The sequence below is a fragment of the Amycolatopsis sp. NPDC098790 genome (assembly GCF_044759945.1).
In the GTDB taxonomy this organism is placed as follows: domain Bacteria; phylum Actinomycetota; class Actinomycetes; order Mycobacteriales; family Pseudonocardiaceae; genus Amycolatopsis.
In genome coordinates this window covers 934,759-953,727 of the sequence record NZ_JBIWAI010000001.1, presented here as the reverse complement: position 1 = coordinate 953,727, position 18,969 = coordinate 934,759, and the positions used below count along the sequence as shown (strand labels likewise).

The following is an 18,969-nucleotide window of genomic DNA, read 5'->3' as shown; positions in this document are numbered from 1 at the left end:
TGAAAGATCGGTCAGAAGGCGAGCTGGAGCAGCGCGAACGCCGCGAACCCGGCGAACGCGAACCCGGCGCAGCGCTGGATCAGCTTCGGCTTGATCCGGCTGCGGATCTTCCCGCCGATGAAGACCGCGAGCCCGGCGACGACGATCAGCGCGGCGAAGGCGCCGACGCCGACCGCGACGGGGTTGCCGATCCGCGCGGCGAGGCTCGCCGTCGCGAGCTGGGAGGCGTCGCCCCACTCGGCGGCGAAGAGCACGCCGAACGACGTCATCGCGGAGCGCATGAAGGACAGTGGAGCGGGGCCGACGCGCGAAGCGTCTTCGCCGGCTTCGTCCGCTTCGCTGAATCCCTCGCGAAGGAGCATGAAAGAGCCGAGGCCGAACATCGCGGCGACGACGAGCGAAAGGACAACGTCCGGCAACAGCGTCAGCACACTGCCGAACGCGACCGCGATGACGCATTGCACGGCGAACGCGGCGCACACCCCGGCGAATACCGGACCACCGCGGAAACGGGTGGTCAGCACCAGGGTCGCGACCAGCGTCTTGTCCGGCAGTTCCACGGCGAGGACCAGGCCGAACGCGCTGATCAACGCCACCATCGCGGCAGTCATGAGTATTTCTTCGCCCCTTTCACTGCAACGATAAAGGGCGGTTCAATCCCGCCGCAAGCTGATGGCTTCCGCGAAATTGCCGGATCGGTGGCCATGAATTTGTCGTCAAGCCGTGTCGCACAATTTTCTTCGGCACGCCGAAAATTCGATTGTGGCCTCCGGTAGGTTGACACCATGGGGTCTGAAGCGCGTGCTGCGCAGGTCGAAGAGGTCATCCGCCGGTTGGAAGCGCACTACGTCTTCCCCGACGTCGCGGCGAAGCTGGCGGACGTGCTGCGCCAGCGTCTCGGCGAAGGCGCGTACGCGGATGTCGACGACGCCGGGTTTGCGACGCTCGTCACCACGGACCTGCAGTCGGTCAACGGCGACAAGCACCTGCGCCTGCGGCACCACGAAGACCCGGTCGCCGACGACGGCGACGCGGCCGTGAACTCGGAGAGCTTCCGCGTCGAGGCCGAGCTGGAGGCGTTCGGCATCGCCGAGGTGCGGCGGCTGGCCGGCAACGTCGGCTACCTCGACACGACGTTGCTCTACCCGCCCGAGTTGGCCGGGCCGGCGATCGCGGCGGCGATGACGTTGCTCGCGCCCGCCGACGCGCTGCTGCTCGACGTCCGCCGCAACCGCGGCGGCACCCCGGGGACGAGCGCGCTGCTGCAGACCTACCTCGTCGACGAGCAGGTCCACTACCTCGACATCTACGAGCGCGAGGGTCACAAGACGACGCAGATGTGGACGCTGCCGTACGTCCCGGGCGCGCGGTTCGGCGGGACCAAGCCGGTCTGGGTGCTGACCGGGCCGCGGACGTTCTCCGGCGGCGAAGACCTCGCCTTCTCGCTGCAGCAGCAGGGCCGCGCGAAGACGGTCGGCGAGGCCACCCGCGGCGGCGCCCACCCGCGTGAGCAGTACAAAGTGGACACCTACCTCGACGTGACCGTCTCGATCGCGCGGTCGCTGCACCCGGAGACGGGGGAGAACTGGGAAGGCGTCGGTGTCCGCCCGGACATCGCGGTGGCCGCGGACCAGGCGTTCGACACGGCGTACGAGCTGGCGTTGCGGCACGTCCTCGAGCTGGGTGCCGACGGGCCGCGGCGCGGCGTCGCCGAGGAGGCGCGGCAGGCACTCGACCAGGTGAAGGACGTTGGTCCCGGGAGGGACGGGACCGTTTGATCTAGCTGGCCCACCCGCGCCGGAGCACGCTGGACCACGTGGAGGTCCTAGAGCTAGCGCGGTGGCAGTTCGGCATCACCACCGTCTACCACTTCCTGATGGTCCCGCTGACCATCGGGCTGTCGATCCTGGTCGCGGCGATGCAGACCCAGTGGGTCCGCACCGGCGATCCGCGGCATCTCAAAATGACGAAGTTCTGGGGCAAGCTGCTGCTGGTCAACTTCGCGATGGGCGTCGTGACCGGCATCGTGCAGGAGTTCCAGTTCGGGATGAACTGGAGCGCGTACTCGCGCTTCGTCGGCGACGTCTTCGGCGCGCCGCTCGCGATGGAAGGGCTCGTCGCGTTCTTCGTCGAGTCGACCTTCCTCGGCCTGTGGATCTTCGGCTGGGACCGGCTCCCGAAGAAGGTCCACCTGGCGTGCGCGTGGGCGTTTTCGCTGGCCACGATGGCGTCGGCGTACTTCATCCTGGCGGCGAACTCGTGGATGCAGCACCCGGTCGGCGTGACGTTCGAGAACGGCAAGCCGACGATGAACTCGATCTGGGCGGTGCTGACGAACAACACGGCACTGGCCGCGATCCCGCACACCCTGGCCGGCGCATTCTCGGTGGCGGCGGCGTTCCTGGTGGGCGTCGCAGGCTGGCACCTCTGGCGGCGTGGTTCGAACCAGGACGTCTGGCGCTCGTCGTTGCGCCTTGGCGGCTGGGTCGGCGTGGCGGCGTTCGCGGTCCTCGCGATCACCGGTGACACGCAGGGCAAGCTGATGTTCGAGCAGCAGCCGATGAAGATGGCGTCGGCGGAAGCGCTGTGCCACACGGAAAAGCCGGCGAGCTTCTCGATCATCGCGATCGGCGACGTCGCGGGGGCGAACTGCGAGGACGTGAAGACGTTCAACGTCCCGGCGCTGCTGTCCTTCTTGGCGCACAACGACTTCAAGACGGAGGTCAAGGGCGTCGAGGACCTGATCACGGAGTACCAGGCGAAGTACGGCACGAACTACCCGGACGATCCTTCGCTGGGGTCGCTGGCGGGCAAGCCGATCGACTACGTACCCAACTTGCCGGTGACGTACTGGGGCTTCCGCATGATGATCGGCTTCGGCGCGGTATCAGCGGGCATCGGCCTGCTGGCGCTGTGGCTGACCCGCCGCAACCGCATTCCGACCGGCCGCTGGTTCCCGCTACTGGTGTTGGGCGGCATCGCCACACCGTTCCTGGGCAACAGCGCGGGCTGGATCTTCACGGAGATGGGCCGTCAGCCGTTCGTGGTGGTCCCGAACCCGAGCGGCGTCGACGGGGTCTGGATGTTCACAGCCCAGGCGGTCTCTCGGCTGACGACCGGCGAGGTTTGGACGTCGCTGATCGCCCTGACCACGGTGTACGCGGCGCTCGGAGTGGTGGAGCTGTACCTGATGCGCAAGTACATCCGCGGCGGCGTAGAAGCGGTAATGCCGCCACCAAAGGACCCGGACAAGGCCGAAGGCGACACGCTCGCCTTCGCGTACTGAGGGGGCCAAGATGACAAACCCGCAGCTCAGCGGCTGTGCAGCAGCCCCAGACTTCACCAGAGCAGCCCCCGCCCTTCCCGGGGGGCGTCCCCGAACCCAGCGTATCGGCTTGGTCACTCTCGCGGGTTACCCACAGCAAATCTGTGGACAACTCGCCCGGGTGTGGATAACTCACGGCCACCGCGCCGCGCCGAGCCGAAAGCGTCCGACCAGTGTGGTAGGTGCCCGATGACCCTCGAAACGGTCTGGTTCGCCGTCATCGCCTTCTTCTGGCTCGGCTACCTCTTCCTCGAAGGCTTCGACTTCGGCGTCGGCATGCTGCTGCCCGTCCTCGCGAAGGACAACACCGAGCGCCGCGTCATGGTCAACACCATCGGGCCCGTCTGGGACGGCAACGAAGTCTGGCTCATCGTCGCCGGCGGCGCCATGTTCGCCGCCTTTCCCGGGTGGTACGCCGGGCTCTTTTCGGCCGCCTACCTGCCGCTCCTCATCGTCCTGCTCGCGCTCATCGGCCGCGGCGTCGCCTTCGAGTACCGCGGCAAGGTCGACACCGAACGCTGGCGGCGCACCTGGGACCGCGTGATCATGACCGGCTCGTGGGTTGCGCCGCTGGGCGTCGGCCTCATCATCGCCACCACCGTCCTCGGCCTGCCGCTCGACGCCGACGGCAACCGCGTCGGCTCCGCGTTCGCCGCCTTCCGCTGGGACACCCTGCTCGGCGCGGTCGCCATCGCCGCCTTCTCGCTGACCCACGGCGCCGCGTTCCTCGCCCTCAAGACCAGCGGTGACCTGCGGGAACGTGCGCGGAACCTCGCCGTGAAAGCACTGCCGGTCGCCATGGTGCCGATCGTCGCGTTCTTGTCGGTCGTCCAGTGGCGCGAAGGCACGTTGTGGACACTGCTCTCGTTCGGGATCAGTGCTCTCGCGGCGGTCATCGCATGGCTGCGGCTGCGTGCCGACCGCGACGGGCAGGCCTTCGCCGCGCTCGCCGTCGTCATCGCCGGGGCCGCCGTCACGCTCTTCGGCGCGCTCTTCCCGAACGTGCTGCCCTCGACGCTCGACGCCGCCAACACCCTCACCGTCGAAGGCACCGCGTCGAGCCCGTACACGCTGACCGTCATGACCTGGGTCGCCGTCTTCGGCGCGCCGGCCGTGCTGGTCTACCAGGGCTGGACGTACTGGGTGTTCCGCAAGCGCATCGGCACCCAGCACATCCCGGCGGTCCACGCGCCATGACGAAACTTCCCGGACGCGCAACCCTTCTCGCCTCGGAGTCCACAGTGGACTCAGCGCGGCCGGGAAAGGGCCCGCTCGGCGCATTGCCGGCTCTCGTGCCGGCCGTGCGCCGGGCGCTGGCCCTGGTCGGGTTCCTCTCCTTCCTCCACGCCGCCGCGCTGGTCGCACAGGCATTCCTGCTCGCCGACGTCCTCGCGGCGATCGTCGGAGCAGGTTCCGGGGGACGCACCGCCCAGCTGGCCGCGCTGCTCGCGCTCGTCGCGACGCGCGCGTTGACCGGCTGGGCGGTGCGCACGGTCTCTGCCCGCGCAGCCGCCACCGCGCAACGCGAGCTGCGCGACAAAGCCGTCGACCACGCGCTGCGCCTCGGCCCCGAGTGGATCGCCCGCCGCGGCCACGGCGAGCTGACCGCGTTGACGACCCGCGGACTCGACGCGCTGGACGCGTACTTCCGCGAGTACCTGCCCGCGCTGGTGACGGCGGCGGTCGTGCCGCTCGGCGCCGGCGCGGCGATCCTGTTCGCCGACTGGCCGTCGGGCGTGATCGTCGCGCTGACCGTGCCGCTGCTCCCGGTGTTCGCGATCCTCGTCGGCAAGTTCACGGCCGGGCGCGTCGCCGGCGCGACCGACGCGACGCACCGGATGTCCGAACGGCTCCTCGAACTCGTGCGCGTGCTGCCGGTGCTGACCGCGTTCCGGCGTGCGACCGCGCAGGGCGAGACCGTCCGGCAGCTGTCCGAACGCCACCGCCGCGCGACGCTCAAGACGTTGAAGGTCGCGTTTTCCTCGGCGTTCGTGCTGGAACTGATCGCGACGCTGTCGGTCGCGCTGGTCGCGGTGGTGATCGGCGTCCGGCTCGTCGGCGGCAGCCTGCCGCTGGCCATCGGCCTGGGCGTGCTGATCCTGGCGCCCGAGTGCTACCAGCCGCTGCGCGCGGTCGGCGCCGCGTTCCACGCCAGCGAGGACGGCGTCGAAGCGGTCCGGCGCGTCGCCGATTTGCTGGCCGTCCCCGCGCCTCCTGCCGGCGCCGAGGTCGTGTCGCGCGGCGAGGTGCGCGTGTCGGCCCTGCGCGTTTCCCGGCGTGGCGGATTCGCGCCCGACGGCGAGACGTTCACGGTCCGCCCCGGCGAGACGGTCTGGTTGCGCGCCCCGAGCAGCGGCGGCAAGTCGACGACGCTCTCGGCGCTCCTCGGCTTCGTCGCGGCCGACGACGGCGCCATCACGGTCGGCGCGACGAACCTCGCCGACACCGACCTCACCCGCTGGCGCGAACAGGTCGCGTGGGTGCCGCAGTCGCCGGTGTTCACCGGTGGGACGGTCCGGGAGGAACTGGGCGGCGAGGACTTCCTCGCCGAACTCGGCCTCGAGGGGATCGCGGACCTCCCGGTGGCGCAGCTTTCGCTGGGACAGCGTCAGCGCGTCGCAGTGGCCCGGGCGCTGCACCGAATCCGCGACGGCGCGTGGCTGCTCCTGCTCGACGAGCCGACGGCCCACCTCGACGAGGCCAACGCACGCCTGGTGCTCGCGGCGGTCCAACACGCGGTCGACAACGGCGCCGCGGCGATCATCGCGGCCCACGAACGCACGGCGGCGGTCGACATGTCGCCTGACGCCCCGACTGTCACTTCTGTGTCCACAGTGGACGAATCGCGTGCGCCGTTGCCGTGGCGGGCACTGCTCGACGGACGCCTCTTCGCCGGCGCGGCGCTGGGCGCGGTGGCGCTGCTGGCTGGGGTGGCGCTGACGGCGACGTCGGGTTGGCTGATCGCCAAGGCGTCGCAGCAGCCGCCGATCCTGACGTTGACGGTCGCGGTGGTCGGCGTCCGCGCGTTCGGCCTCGGCCGCGCGACGCTGAGGTACGTGGAAAGGCTGGTCACGCACGACGCGGCGTTCCGCATCGCCGGTCGTCTACGGGTCCGGCTGTGGAATTCACTGGTCCGTTTGGGTCCGGCACGCGGGTTGCGAGCGGGCGAGGGACAGCGGCGCTTGGTGGCCGACGTCGACACCGTGCGGGACCTGCTGCCGCGAGTGGTGTCGCCCCCGCTGGTGGTGGCACTGGTCGCGGCGGGCGCGATCGCGGTGCAGACGTGGGTGCTGCCCGCGGCCGGGCTGACGTTGCTGGCGGCGGTGGCGGTGGGGTTGTGCGCGCCGTGGGTGGCGTTGCGGGCGGAGCGCCGGGCGACATCGGCACTGGCGGACGGCCGGCGCGAGGTGGCGTCGCGGGTGTTGGTGCTGTTCGAAGCGGCGGCCGAGTTGCTGGCGTTCGGCAGGGATCGCGAGCACCGCCAGGCGTTGTCGGACGCGGACACGCGGTTGGTGGGTGAAGCCCGCCGCCAGGCATTCGGCGCAGGCGCGGCGGAGGCCCTGGTGACGTTGGCATGCGGCGCGGGAGCGGTGATCAGCACGGCCTTCGCAGCGCGTGCGGTGGCGGCGGGGAGTCTCGACCCGGTGCTGGCGCCGCTGTTGGCGTTGGCGCCGTTGGCGTTGGCGGAGGTGCTGGCGCTGCTGCCGGCGGTGGCCCAGCACTGGGACACGCTGCAGCGGGCGCGCCACCGCTTGGCCGACGCTCCGGCGCAGGTCGAGGACGGCGACGAAGACAGCGCCCATGGCGAGATCGTCGCCAGGTGGGGGATGGCTCAGGGTGGCCACGGCGGCGCGCAGGGCGAGGCCGGCGCCAGCCGAGGGATGGCTCAGGTCGGCCGCAGTGGCGGGCGCGGCGAGGCTGGCGCCGGGTGGCGGGGGATGGCGCAGGTCGGCCGCAGTGGCGCGCGGGCAGAGGCCGACGCCAAGTGGGGCATGGCTCAGGCCAGCAGCAGCGGCGCGCAGGGCGAAGCCGAGGCTCAGCGCGGCCGCGCGCGGGATGGGGATTGCTTCGAGCGCCGTCGACCACCGCACGAGGCCGCCACCTCGTCCCGTGAGGGTGCTTGTGGCCGCGTGGTGCTGCGGGGGGCTGATCTGGAGTGGCCTGGTGGCCCTCTCGTTCTCCGTGGTGTCGATCTTGACCTCGCGCCCGGTACCTATGCCGCTGTCGTTGGGCCTAGCGGTGCCGGGAAGTCGACCCTTGTTGCCGCTCTGCTCGGCTTTCTCGCGCCGAGGCGCGGTCTGGTTGATGTCCCGGAGCGAGTTGCCTGGGCTCCTCAAGAGCCGATGCTTGCCGCCACCACTGTTGCCGAAAACCTTCGGCTCGCGCGGCCGGCCGCGACCGATGACGAGCTGACCCAGGCCCTGCGGCTGGCGGCCGTCGGTGATGTTGATTCCGCCACTCTGCTGGGCAGTGGTGGCAGCGGGCTCTCGGGTGGGCAGGCCCAGCGCGTCGCCCTTGCGCGGGCCTTGCTCGGGGCGCCGTCGGCCGGGCTTGTGCTGCTCGATGAGCCCACCTCGCACCTCGACGAGCCGACCGCGCACGTCGTGCGCGCGCACCTGCGGGAGGCGCTTGCCGGGCGGACCGTTGTTCACGTCACCCATCGCGTGGAGGAGGCCGACGGGGCTGACCTCGTGCTCGAGGTTCGTGACGGCCGGGTTGTCACGCGGGTGCCCGTGTCGTGATCCGTTCCACCAGCGCGCTTGGCGTGCCGCCGCAGCGGCGCGCGATAATGACGGAACTCATGGATCCGACGCTTGCCGCGCGGGCGCTGTCCGCCGCCACCGAGATCACGAGCACCGCCCTGTCCGGCGACGATCCGGGCGCCGTGCTCGACACCGTCGTCGCCCGGGCGGCTGAGCTCGCCGATGCTGATCTCGGGCTTGCCATGGTCAGCACCGATGATGGCCGCGTTGTCGTCGAGGCCGCGCACTACGCCACCGCCGGCGGACCCAGCGGACCCGGCGACCTGGACAACGGCGACGCGGACAACGGCGGCACCGACAACGGCGACACTGACAACGGCGACACTGACAACGGCGACACTGACAACGGCGACACTGACAACGGCGACACTGACAACGGCGAATCCCTGCGCGGGCTCGCCCTCCCCGCCGACTCCGCCGCCGGACGCGTTGCGCGTGGCGGCGAGCCCGTCGCTAGCGCCGACTTCACCGTCGATCCGCGGACCGCGCCCTTCGTGCCCGCCGAACTCCACGGCTACGGGGCCTTCGCCGCCGCGCCGTTCGGGTCAGGGGGACGCGTGCTGGGCGCGCTCACCGTCTACCGCAAGCGGGGGCGCGAGCCGTTCTCCGCCGGGACCGTCGAGATGCTCGTCGCCTTCGCCGCTCAGGCCGGCGTCGTGCTCGCGCTCGCCGAAGGCGCGAACGCGCGGCACCGCGTCGCGCTCTACGAAGAGCGGGAACGGATCGCGCGCGAACTCCACGACGTCATCGTCCAGCGGCTCTACGGCGCGGGCATGCAGCTCGACCGGGTTCGGCGCAACATGCGCAAGCGGTTCGCCCAGGCGGACGGCGCGCGGCTCTCCGACGCCATCGACCAGCTCGACCAGACCATCGAGGAGATCCGGGGCACCGTGCGCGCGCTGCGCTCACCGGAGCCTCGCCACGACACCGGCACGCCCACCGACCTCGCCGAGTCGGCGCGCGGCGAGGTCCGCATCGCCGGCGAGCTACTCGGGTACCCGCCGACCCTGGAGCTGTCCGGCGAATTCGCCGACATCCCCGCGGAACGCGCCGACCACATCCGGGCCGCCCTGCGCGAAGCACTGTCCAATGTGGTCAGACACTCCGGCGCGAGCGAGACCCGCGTGACCTTGGCCAGGGACTCCGACGGCGTGAAACTCCGTGTCCGGGACAACGGTTCCGGCGTCCCCCAAGGCGTCGCCACCCGTGGCCTGCGTCATCTCGCCGAACGCGCGGACGCCGCGGGCGGCAAGTTCTTCCTCAACTCCTCGCCCAGTCTCGGCACGCTCGTCGCGTTCGACCTCCCACTTGACTGAACCACTTGACTGACCGCGACCTATCCTTCTCGGGTCATCCAGCCTCCCTTCATCGCCCTCACCAAAGATCGTACCGGCTTTTCGAACACGCATTCGACTCACGTTCGAGTGAAAACTGCAGGTCAAAAGCGCCGATCGACGTGGCGGATCGTGACGACGGCTGAAAAGGTCGCAGCGAACGGCGGCTTGCGGACGTGACCGTCGCGGGGAGTTACTTCTCCCGGCGCGCGATCCAGGCGGCGGCCTGCGTCCGGCGCTGCATGCCGAGCTTCGCCAGCACCGACGTCACGTAGTTCTTGACCGTCTTTTCGGCGAGGAACAGCCGCTCGGCGATCTCGCGGTTCGACAACCCCTGGCCGATCAGCTCCAGCACGTCCCGCTCGCGCTCGGTCAGCGTCGCGAGCTCGTCCGTCGGCGGGTGGCGCATCTTGTCCAGCACCCGCGCGGTGCTCACCGGGTCCAGCAGCGACCGCCCGGCCGCGACCTCGCGCACCGCGTTCACCACGTCCTGCCCCCGCACCTGCTTCAGCAGGTAGCCCGCGGCGCCGGCCATGATCGCGCCGACCATCGCCTCCTCGTCGTCGAACGCGGTCAGCATCAGGCACGCCGGCGGGTTCGGCTTGGACCGCAGCTCGCGGCAGAGGGTGATGCCGTCGCCGTCGCCGAGGCGGACGTCGACCACCGCGACCTCCGGCTCGACGTGCATCGCCACCGCCAGCGCCTCTTCGACGCTGCTCGCCTCGGCGACGACCTCGATGTCGGGCTCGTCGCCGAGGAGGTCGCGAAGCCCGCGGCGGACCAGTTCGTGGTCGTCGACGAGCAGTACCTGGATCGGCATATCCCCAGGTTACGGGGTACGCGGACGCCGTGGTGCCGCCCGGTCCGCACGTCACACCGGCGATTACGCCCAAAGTGTGACCGCGGATCTCGTAACATTTTCGAAGTCACATATTTCCGTCACTGATTCAGCAGGTCAACGCCGAAATGGCAAAGAATCACGAGACCGGCGCTTTCCGGTGGAGCGCTGGCGTTCCGGAAATTCCGGAATCGTCCGTAACAGGGCTCGCGGCACCGCGATACTAACCACGCAATCGCCCCGATTCTCCCTGAAAGGACCTTCCGGTGTCCTTGTTTCGTCGTGCCCTGACGACGGCCGCGGCCGTCGCCGGCCTGGCTCTCCTCGGCCCCGTTTTCCCCGCCTCCGCGCAGCTCGCGACCCCGCTCGCGGCCGATCTCGACTGCGGCGACTTCCAATACCAGGAAGACGCGCAAGCGGTTCTCGACCAGGACAAGTCCGATCCCAACCACCTCGACGACGACAAAGACGGGATCGCCTGCGAATCGCGGCCGCACCGTCCGCAGCAGAACACGACGACGCCCGAACAGCCGTCGTCGACCACGACGAAGACGCACACGGCGCCGAAATCCACCACCACCAAGAAATCCACGACGACGGGCGGCCAGGTCAAGGTGAAGCCGGTCGGCGGCGTGGCCACCGGCGGCGGCGAGCCGGACGAAGGCGCACCCGGGTTCCTCGTGCTGGGCGGCGCGCTGCTCGCCGCGGCGGCGTCCGGCGGCATGGTGCTCCACCTGCGCCGGCGCGCGAGTTGAGGCACCCGCGGCTGTGGCCGGCGGTCACGGCGGTCGTCGCCGCGCTCGGGTCGGTTCTGGTGGTGGCCCTCGTCCTCGCGTTTTCGCCGCACGCGCCGGCGCAGGTCGCCCCACCGTCCGCCGTGCCCGTCGAGGCCACGCCGTCGTCCACCGCCGCGCCGTCCGGCGGCGGGCTCCCGGCGGCGAAACCGGCCTCCTTGAGCATCCCGGCGATCGGCGTGCGCGCCGACGCGATCAAGGACCTCGGACTGACCTCGAAGGGTGAGCTCGAGGTCCCGGGCGACGCCACGACAGTCGGCTGGTTCACCGGCGCGCCCTCGCCCGGCGAGGTCGGCCCGGCCGTGCTGGCGGCGCACGTCGACTACAAGCACGTCCCGGGCGCCTTCTCGCGGCTCAAGGAGCTGAAGCCCGGCGAGCAGGCGAGGGTCGGGCGGTCCGACGGCCGGACCGCCGTCTTCACCGTCTACCGCGTCGACCGCTACGCCAAGGCGCAGTTCCCGACCGACCAGGTCTACGGCGACACCGCCGAGCCCGAGCTGCGGCTCATCACCTGCGGCGGCGAGTTCGACCGGTCGAGCGGCAACTACCTCGACAACGTCGTGGCCTACGCGCGGCTCACCGGCGTCGAGGCCTAGCCGAGGTCGATCTTCGCCAGCTCGAGCCGCCGGTACGCGTGGTCGCCGAGCGACCAGACGTCGAGGACTTCGCCGTCGAGCTCCGGGTACGCGATCACCAGCCGGACGGGACCGTCGTCCTCCTGGTACCCGATGTCGGCCGGGATGCCGGCTTCGAGCTGCCAGCAGAGCTGCTGCTGCTTGGGCGTCAGACGGCCCGCGTAGCGGTCGCTCATCGCGCGCGCGAGCTGGCCGCGCAGCAGGGTGGGGCCGCTCGACGGCGCCGCGAGCAGCCGCTCGGCGTGCTCGCGCGGGTCGGGCGGCCCGTGGTTCGGCTCGGGGTCCTGGAAGGTGACCGTCGGCGACGCCGGTTCGCGCGCGGGCAGCACGATGCTGCCGTCCGCGGCGTGGTGGGTCGGCGAGTAACCGGCTTCGCGCAAGGCTTCGAGCGTCCCAGCGGCGTCCACAGTGGACGTCAGCACGGTCGGCGCCACCGCGCGCAGGCCGAGTCTCGCGAGCTTGCGGTGCGCGGCGAGCTCGGCGAGGACGGCGGGTTCGCCGACGACGACGCTCGCGACGTCGAGGACCTGCGCCTCGCCGTGGCGCCGTGCGACGTCGTTGACCAGGTACACCAGCGGTTGCGGCAGTTCGCCCGCGGCCAGCGCGCGCAATTCGCCGAGGAGCCCGTCGGTCGTCGCGCCCTGGTCGAACGCCCGCCGGACGGACGCGGGGGAGAACCGCCAGCTGGTCGCGGTGCCCTGGGCCTCGCGATCGGCGACGCGGTCGAGCGACGCGGCGAGCCGCGCGTCCGGCGAGCCGGGCACGATCGCGGTGAGGTCGGTGCCGAACAGCGCCGTCGTCCGCGCGCGGGCGACCAGCCCGTCGGTGACCTCGACGAGTCCGCCCCCGTCGAGCAGCGCGCGGCCCACCGACGTGACGGCGCCGTGCGCGAGGACGCCGAGGAGTTCGGCCGCCTCCAGCGCGTCTTGGACGTGTCCGGCGAAGTCCTCGGTCGGCAGCATGGGCGCGTGCCACTCGGCGAGGCGCTCCAGGCCGTCGACGATCGCGGTGCCGGGGTCGAGCCGCGCGAGCAGCCGGACGACCAGCCGGCGCACCAGCCCGCCGACGTCGGCCCCGAGATCGGACGGCGCCGGGTCCCACCAGGTCGTCAGCAGCAGGCGGTAGAGCAGCGCCGGCGCGGGCCGGACGAGGTCGGGGTCCGGCGCGAGCGTCGGCGGCACTGCCTTCTGACCCCGGCGCGGTGCCGGTGGTTCGTCGGCCAGCAGCAGCCCGGTCTGCGCCGCGAGGTCGATGGCCAGCTCGATCTCCGCGGGCGTCGCGCCGGTGTCCTTGGCGACCTTCTTGACGAGCCGCGCGCCGATCGTGCCGTCCTTGAGCAGCGGTAACGGCTCCGCGGCGGCGAGGTCGAGCACGGCCGAGACGCGGTCGAGCAACCGCAGCGCGGCGGCCGACGACGTCGCTTCGGCCGACTCGATCCCGACGTGCCTGACGGGACATTCGGGTTCGTCGGGCGTGAACGGCAGCTGGTGATCCGGGCCGCGCAGGGCGAGCGAAACCTCGATCGGCATCGCCGCGCTGCCGTAGTAGGTGCTGATGAGGAAGCCGTGCTCGAACGCCCAGCCCTCCTCGGTGTGGAACGGCAGCACGCCCTCGGCTTCGGGGACGCCGTCGGCCATGTCCCGCAGCAGTTTCCGCGTCGGCTCGGGCGCGGTGCGGAACAGCTCGCGCACGCGGTCGCCGTCGCGGAAGAAGTGCACGAGCTCCTTGAGCCCCTCGGGCAGCCCGAGGGCCTGGGACAGCTGCGCCATGCGGCCGCGGCCCAGCTCCACCAGCAGGTCCGAGACGGGCTGGCCGAGCCCTTCGGCGTGGAAGTCACCGCGGCGCAGGGCATCCGGCAGGCTCACGCGTTCGTCGTCGCGCCACAGGAGGGCACGCTCGGCGAGATCGTCCACATAGGACTCGACGGAAGAGCCGAGCAGCTTCCCGACTTCCGCGACCGGCGCCGGCCGGAGCCCGAGCGCGTAGCACAACTGGACGGCGCGCAGGACCTGAACCTCGGGCAGCGAAAGCCCGAGCACGGCTTCGTCGAGGGACTCCGCCGAAGCGAGCCGCGCCGCGACGACGTCGAGCCGCCGCGGCCACGGTTCGTGCAGCACGTCGGGCCGGTGGGCGAGGACTTTCGCCAGGCCGTCCCGGTCGAGGGCGGCGAGCCTGCCGAGCAGGTCGTCGGCGGTGGTCATCGACCCAGGTTAGCCACTCCCGGGCAGTGGGAGATGACAGGGCCATCCGGGTGGTTCCCGGTCCGCGGTGTGACAAGCGCGTCCGGGTAAACGATCTTTCCCGGAAGCCGGGAAGAGGGTGACCACGGGGATGGGTGACGTCAATCCAACGGGTGACTGCCGCAAGAAGTGATCTTCTGGCATCCTGGAACGTTCGTCTCCGTTCAGGCGAGGGGGAAACGATATGACCGCGCAGCTGGACAGCGGCCGGCTCGACGTAGTCGCCGAGAAGGCGGCCGAGTGGCGTCGCAATCTGATCGATCTGAGCTACCGCAACACCCTGCTGTACTTCAAGAACACGAAACAGGGCAGCCTCGACCTGACCGAAGCCGATCCCGCGGCCCTGGCTCAGCTGGCCAAGGGGACCAAGGTGCGGCTCAGCGGGCTGATCTCCGACGGCGACAAGCTTCGCGACGCCTGCGGCCGGGCGCGCACCCTCGGCAAGCGGATCCAGCTGTTCGAAGAGGAGCAGGGCGTGGACGTCGGCCGGATCGCCTACGGCCTGGTCCGGACGGTCCCCGGCCAGCGCCGTGGTGCGGTGCCGGTGCCGGCGTTGCGAGCCCCGTTGCTGCTCCGGCCGCTCGTGCTGAAGGCGAGGACGAACTCGGAAAGCGACTACACGCTGGAGCTGACCGACGAACCCGAGCTCAACCCCGTGCTCCTGCACGCGCTCAACGAAGAACACGGAGTGGACAGCGAGGGGCTGGCCGAGCGGCTGGCCCAGGTGATCGACGCGACGCCCGACTACGCCGAGCAGGTGGAGCTGGCGTACTCCCAGCTCGCCGAGGCCGCCTCGGCGCAGGGGATCAACCTGCAGCTCGAGCCGGCCGTTGTGGTCGGCACGTTCAACTACGAGAAGCTGCCGATGGTTGAGGACCTGGCCAACGCTACGGAGCTGCTGGCGTCCCACAACCTGATCGCCGCGATGGCGGGGTTCGTCCCGGCCGACGAACCGGTGGCCGGGGCGAGCGGGTACCACCCACCGTCGGTCGACTCGCTCCGGCCCGCCGACGAGTTCCTCGTCCAGGACGCCGATTCGTCGCAGCACCGGGCGATCATGACGGCGTTGTCGGGTCGTCACGTCTTCATCGAGGGACCGCCCGGCACCGGCAAGAGCCAGACGATCGCGAACATCATCGCCGGTGCCGCGGCGACCGGTAAGAAAGTGTTGTTCGTCGCCGAAAAGCGCGCGGCGATCGAGGCCGTCCTGAACCGGCTCGCCGCCGTCGGCCTCGACGGTCTCATGTTCGACCTGCACCAGCAGAAGATCAACAAGCGGCAGGTCGCCCAGCAGCTCGCGAGCAGTCTCGACCGCCTGTCGAAGGAACCTCCCGTCGACGTCGACGGGCTGCACAGCCGCTTGGCCGGCGCCCGGCAGCGGCTGCTCGAACACTCCCGCGAACTGCACACCCGCCGTGAGCCGTGGGGCCTGAGTGCGTACGAAGTCCGGAGCCGGCTGTTGGACCTGCCTCCAGGCTTCGGGATCCCCGTTGCCTTCCGCGGCAACCACCTGCGCGCACTCGACGCGAACGTCGCCGCCGAACTCGAGCAGAAGCTGCAGGAATTCGTCGAATCCGGCGGGCTGCGGATCCTGCGCCGGGAAACCCCCTGGTGCAACACCCGGATCCGGACTCCGGACGAGGCCGAGGCGATCTTGGTCCAGCTGGACGAAGTCGCGGGGCAGACCCTCAAACGCAGCCAGCACGGGATGCACAAGCTGGTGGCCCGCGTCGGGTTGCGCCAGCCGCGTGACTTCGCCGATTGGGACAACGTGCTCGCGCTGCTCGACGGCGTTTCGCGCAGCGTGCAGGACTTCGGCCCGATGATCTTCGGGACGCAGCTGGACGGCTTCGTCCAGGCGACGGCGGACCGCGCGACGCGCTCCCGTTATCAGCAGAAGCTGTCGTGGACACAGCGTCGAGCTCTCGTGAAGCAACTTCGGATGATGGTAACAACCGGGGTGACCAAGAAGGGCGCGCTCCACGCAGCGCTCGCGGCGGTTGTCGAGCAACGCCGTCGATGGCGAGAACTCGGCGGCCAGGATGTCGCACCGGCCGAGATCGTCGGTCTGGACGGGGTCGTCGCCGGCTACCAGCAGATGCGGCGTCAGCTGGCGGCGGTCGCGATGTCGGCGCAGTGGCCGGAGCTGGACACCGGTCCCGCCCCCGAGGTGGAACAGCGGTTGACGGCGCTGGCCGAGGACCGCCAGATGTTGTTCAAGATGCCGAAGCTGAACGCGTTGCTCGACCGGTTCCACCAGCTGGGCCTCGGCCCGCTGCTCGCCGAGATCAGTGCGCGGAACCTGGCCCCGGAAGCGGCGTGGCAGGCGTTCGAGCGGATCTGGCTGACGTCGATCGAAGACGACTTCAAGCTGCGGGTGCCGGCGCTCGGTGAGTTCGTCGCCGAGCGGCAAAGCCGGATCGCGGCCGATTTCCGGACCGCGGATCGCGAGCACTTCGCGACCGCGGCGCGGCGCGTCCGGCGGCACGTCGCCAGGCGTGCACGGGAAGCACAGGACGACTATCCGAACCAGGCTCAGGTGCTCAAGAAGCAGGCGAGCCTGAAGACGCGGCACATGCCGGTCCGGAAGCTCGTGGAGAAGACCTCCGACGTGTTGCTTTCCCTCCGTCCCTGCTGGGCGATGTCGCCGCTGGTGGTGAGCCGGATGCTGCCCGCCGAGCGGCTCTTCGACCTGGTGATCTTCGACGAGGCGAGCCAGATCCGGCCGCACGAGGCGATCACGTCGATCATGCGCGGCGACCGGCTCGTGGTCGCCGGCGACGAGAAACAGCTCCCGCCGTCGAACTTCTTCGACCGCGCCATCGCCGCCGACGAAGAGGACGACCAGGTCGAAGGGGACTTGTCGGACTACGAGTCAATCTTGACCGCGCTGCGCCCGATCATGCCGTCGACGGAGATGCTGCGCTGGCACTACCGCAGCACCGATGAGCGGCTGATCGCGTTCTCCAACCGGGAGATCTACCGCGACAACCTGGTGACATTCCCGGGTGCCCGGCAAGAGAGCCCGGTCACCCTGGTCACGGTCGACGGCGAGGCGTCACCCGGGCAGAACGGTTCCGCGCCGGTTGAGGTCGAGCGCGTCGTCGAGCTGATCATGGAGCACGCCCGGACCCGGCCCGGGGAGAGCCTCGGCGTCATCACGCCGGGTGTGAAACACCAAGCCCGGGTCGAGCAACGGCTGATCGAGGCTCGTCGGAGCCACCCCGAGCTCGACGACTTCTTCTCCGACGAAGTCGAACTCGGCCGCAGGTTCTTCGTGAAGAATCTGGAAAGCGTCCAGGGTGACGAGCGAGACGCGATCATCCTCACCATCGGGGTGGCGCGGACCGCGGCGGGCAGGATCAACCGGACCGCCTTCGGCATCCTGAACCGTAAGGACAGCGAGCGGCGGGTCAATGTCGCCGTGACCCGCGCGAAGCGGCGGATGACCTTGGTGGCTTCGTTCAGCCACGATGACCTGGCACCGTCGGACGAAGTGACCGGGACCGAACTGCTCCGGCGCTACTTGGACTTCGCCACTCACTTGCAGCTCGACCACGTCGGGCGGCCGGAAAACGCCGAGCTGAACGGGTTCGAAGGTGCGATCCGCGACGCGTTGGTGGAGCGGGGTGTCCCCGTGTTCCCGCAGTGGGGTTTCTCGGACTACCGCATCGACTTCGCGCTGGGGCACCGAGACCGGCCGGGACGGATGGTCCTGGCGGTCGAAGCCGACGGCCACCGTTACCACCAAGCGCACAGCGCTCGTGACCGAGACCGCCTGAGGCAGGCGCACCTGGAGAACCTCGGTTGGCGGTTCCACCGGGTCTGGTCGTCGGCTTGGTTCGCGGATCCGGCGAAGGAGGCCGACAACATCGTGATCGCTTGGCAGCAGGCGATGGCCGACGCCGATGCCGCGCCACCGACGGTGTCACGGACGGTTGCCCCGCAGCCCGCGGATCCGCCGCCGGCAGCCTTCCGCGGCCCGCGGCCCCGCGTGCCTGCCGGGATGTCCATCCAGGAGTACAGCGAGCGGCAGCTCATCGAGATCTGCCGCTGGCATATGAGCGACGGCCTGCTCCTCGATCGGGACGAGCGGCTTCGGCAGGTGATGGCCGAACTGGGTTTCCAGCGCCGGGGTCCCCGCATCACCGAACGGCTCGGCCGGGCCATCGACATCGCGCAGAACCTCGCCGACAAAGAGGAGAACTGAATGTCCCCGCTCGACCACCGGACGATCGACCGGCTCGCCGAGGTGATCGTCGACCTGGGCGGCCCGTACGAGCGCAAGGGGTACCAGCTCGAAGAGCTGCTCCGGAGCGCCGGCTGGGCGCAACCTCCCGAGTACGACGGTTCGCCGCGGATTCCCTGGCTGCGGGAGCAGCTCGTCGAGCGCGCCGGAAACCGCGCCGAGATCGAACGGCTGATCTGCCGGGTCTGCGATCCCATCGAGTACGACGACGGCGTGGTGACTGCCGAGGAATTCCGCTTGTCCGTCAACGAGAAGCTGGCACCGGAGGGACTGGTGGTCACGTCGGTCGGCGGCCGCCCGGTGCTGGGGGAACTCACGGCGGACGGCGAGCAGCCGAGGTACAGCGTGCCGCCAGACCTCCGGAAGCGGCTAGATTCCCTGATCGCCGATGCCGGTGCGGTCGAAATGCTGAACCGCCGGGTCGAAGAGACCCAAGTCTGCGAGGCCGGCGGGGCGTACACCATGGCGATCATCGGCATCGGCAGCTTTGTCGAGGGGCTCCTGCTCACGATCCTGAGCGAACGCGATGGTGAGGTCAAAGCTGGTGACCGGCTCACCCTTCACCAGCTGATCGAAACGGCGCATCTGCGGGACTGGATCCAGCTCGACGCCAAAACGTTCGCCCACAACGTCCGCGATTTCCGCAACTTCATCCACCCGCGCAAAGAAATGGTCGAGCAGCCCCGGTTCGACGCGGACAGCGTGATGCTCTGCTGGGCGCCCGTGCACGCCATCCTGAACGACCTGGAACAGAAGCTGGTGCCGGCCGGCGAAAGGTGAGAAAGGGGCCG

General features: G+C 70.2%; 12 protein-coding genes. 9 read left to right on the top strand and 3 right to left on the bottom strand.

Features of this window, described 5'->3' with window-relative positions; genetic code table 11:
* Window positions 1-11: 11 nt before the first annotated feature.
* The gene (locus ACIQWX_RS04820) at window positions 12-599 is read right to left on the bottom strand and encodes a TMEM165/GDT1 family protein (protein ID WP_400869392.1); all 588 of its coding nucleotides are present in this window, start codon (window positions 597-599) and stop codon (window positions 12-14) included.
* Between the two features lie 186 nt (window positions 600-785).
* On the opposite strand from ACIQWX_RS04820, the gene ACIQWX_RS04815 reads away from it, so the two are divergent.
* The 5 genes from ACIQWX_RS04815 to ACIQWX_RS04795 all read left to right on the top strand — a co-directional run bounded on the left by ACIQWX_RS04815 (window position 786) and on the right by ACIQWX_RS04795 (window position 9,404).
* On the top strand, window positions 786-1,778 hold the full coding sequence (locus tag ACIQWX_RS04815; protein ID WP_400865613.1) for a S41 family peptidase: 993 nt from the start codon (window positions 786-788) through the stop codon (window positions 1,776-1,778).
* A gap of 38 nt (window positions 1,779-1,816) precedes the next feature.
* Window positions 1,817-3,286, top strand: a complete 1,470-nt coding sequence (locus tag ACIQWX_RS04810) for a cytochrome ubiquinol oxidase subunit I (protein ID WP_400865611.1) — start codon at window positions 1,817-1,819, stop codon at window positions 3,284-3,286.
* 228 nt (window positions 3,287-3,514) lie between these two features.
* Window positions 3,515-4,522, top strand: coding sequence for a cytochrome d ubiquinol oxidase subunit II (gene cydB / locus ACIQWX_RS04805; protein ID WP_400865608.1), 1,008 nt, complete (start codon window positions 3,515-3,517; stop codon window positions 4,520-4,522).
* On the top strand, window positions 4,519-8,067 hold the full coding sequence (locus ACIQWX_RS04800; protein ID WP_400865606.1) for an ATP-binding cassette domain-containing protein: 3,549 nt from the start codon (window positions 4,519-4,521) through the stop codon (window positions 8,065-8,067). Before cydB ends, ACIQWX_RS04800 begins: the two co-directional genes overlap by 4 nt.
* A 59-nt stretch (window positions 8,068-8,126) precedes the next feature.
* Window positions 8,127-9,404: a GAF domain-containing protein gene (locus ACIQWX_RS04795; RefSeq protein WP_400865603.1), complete on the top strand. Its 1,278-nt coding sequence runs from the start codon at window positions 8,127-8,129 to the stop codon at window positions 9,402-9,404.
* Between the two features lie 211 nt (window positions 9,405-9,615).
* Here ACIQWX_RS04795 and ACIQWX_RS04790 read toward each other — a convergent pair whose 3' ends face one another.
* On the bottom strand, window positions 9,616-10,242 hold the full coding sequence (locus ACIQWX_RS04790; protein WP_043788689.1) for a response regulator transcription factor: 627 nt from the start codon (window positions 10,240-10,242) through the stop codon (window positions 9,616-9,618).
* 284 nt (window positions 10,243-10,526) lie between these two features.
* Between ACIQWX_RS04790 and ACIQWX_RS04785 the strand changes: the two genes are divergently transcribed.
* The gene (locus ACIQWX_RS04785; protein WP_400865600.1) at window positions 10,527-11,015 is read left to right on the top strand and encodes a calcium-binding protein; all 489 of its coding nucleotides are present in this window, start codon (window positions 10,527-10,529) and stop codon (window positions 11,013-11,015) included.
* A complete protein-coding gene (locus ACIQWX_RS04780) occupies window positions 11,012-11,650 on the top strand; it encodes a class F sortase (RefSeq protein ID WP_400865597.1) in 639 nt (212 codons plus the stop codon). Before ACIQWX_RS04785 ends, ACIQWX_RS04780 begins: the two co-directional genes overlap by 4 nt.
* Here the strand turns inward: ACIQWX_RS04780 and ACIQWX_RS04775 are convergent.
* Entirely contained in the window at window positions 11,647-13,890 is a 2,244-nt protein-coding gene (locus tag ACIQWX_RS04775) for a helicase-associated domain-containing protein (RefSeq protein WP_400865590.1), read from the bottom strand. The two genes, ACIQWX_RS04780 and ACIQWX_RS04775, sit on opposite strands and share 4 nt — an antisense overlap.
* Window positions 13,891-14,113: 223 nt before the next feature.
* Here ACIQWX_RS04775 and ACIQWX_RS04770 point away from each other — a divergent pair, with 223 nt between their 5' ends.
* Together ACIQWX_RS04770 and ACIQWX_RS04765 are read left to right on the top strand one after the other, a co-directional pair.
* Window positions 14,114-18,139: an AAA domain-containing protein gene (locus ACIQWX_RS04770; protein WP_400865587.1), complete on the top strand. Its 4,026-nt coding sequence runs from the start codon at window positions 14,114-14,116 to the stop codon at window positions 18,137-18,139.
* A complete protein-coding gene (locus ACIQWX_RS04765) occupies window positions 18,140-18,958 on the top strand; it encodes a hypothetical protein (protein ID WP_400865584.1) in 819 nt (272 codons plus the stop codon).
* Window positions 18,959-18,969 lie beyond the last annotated feature (11 nt).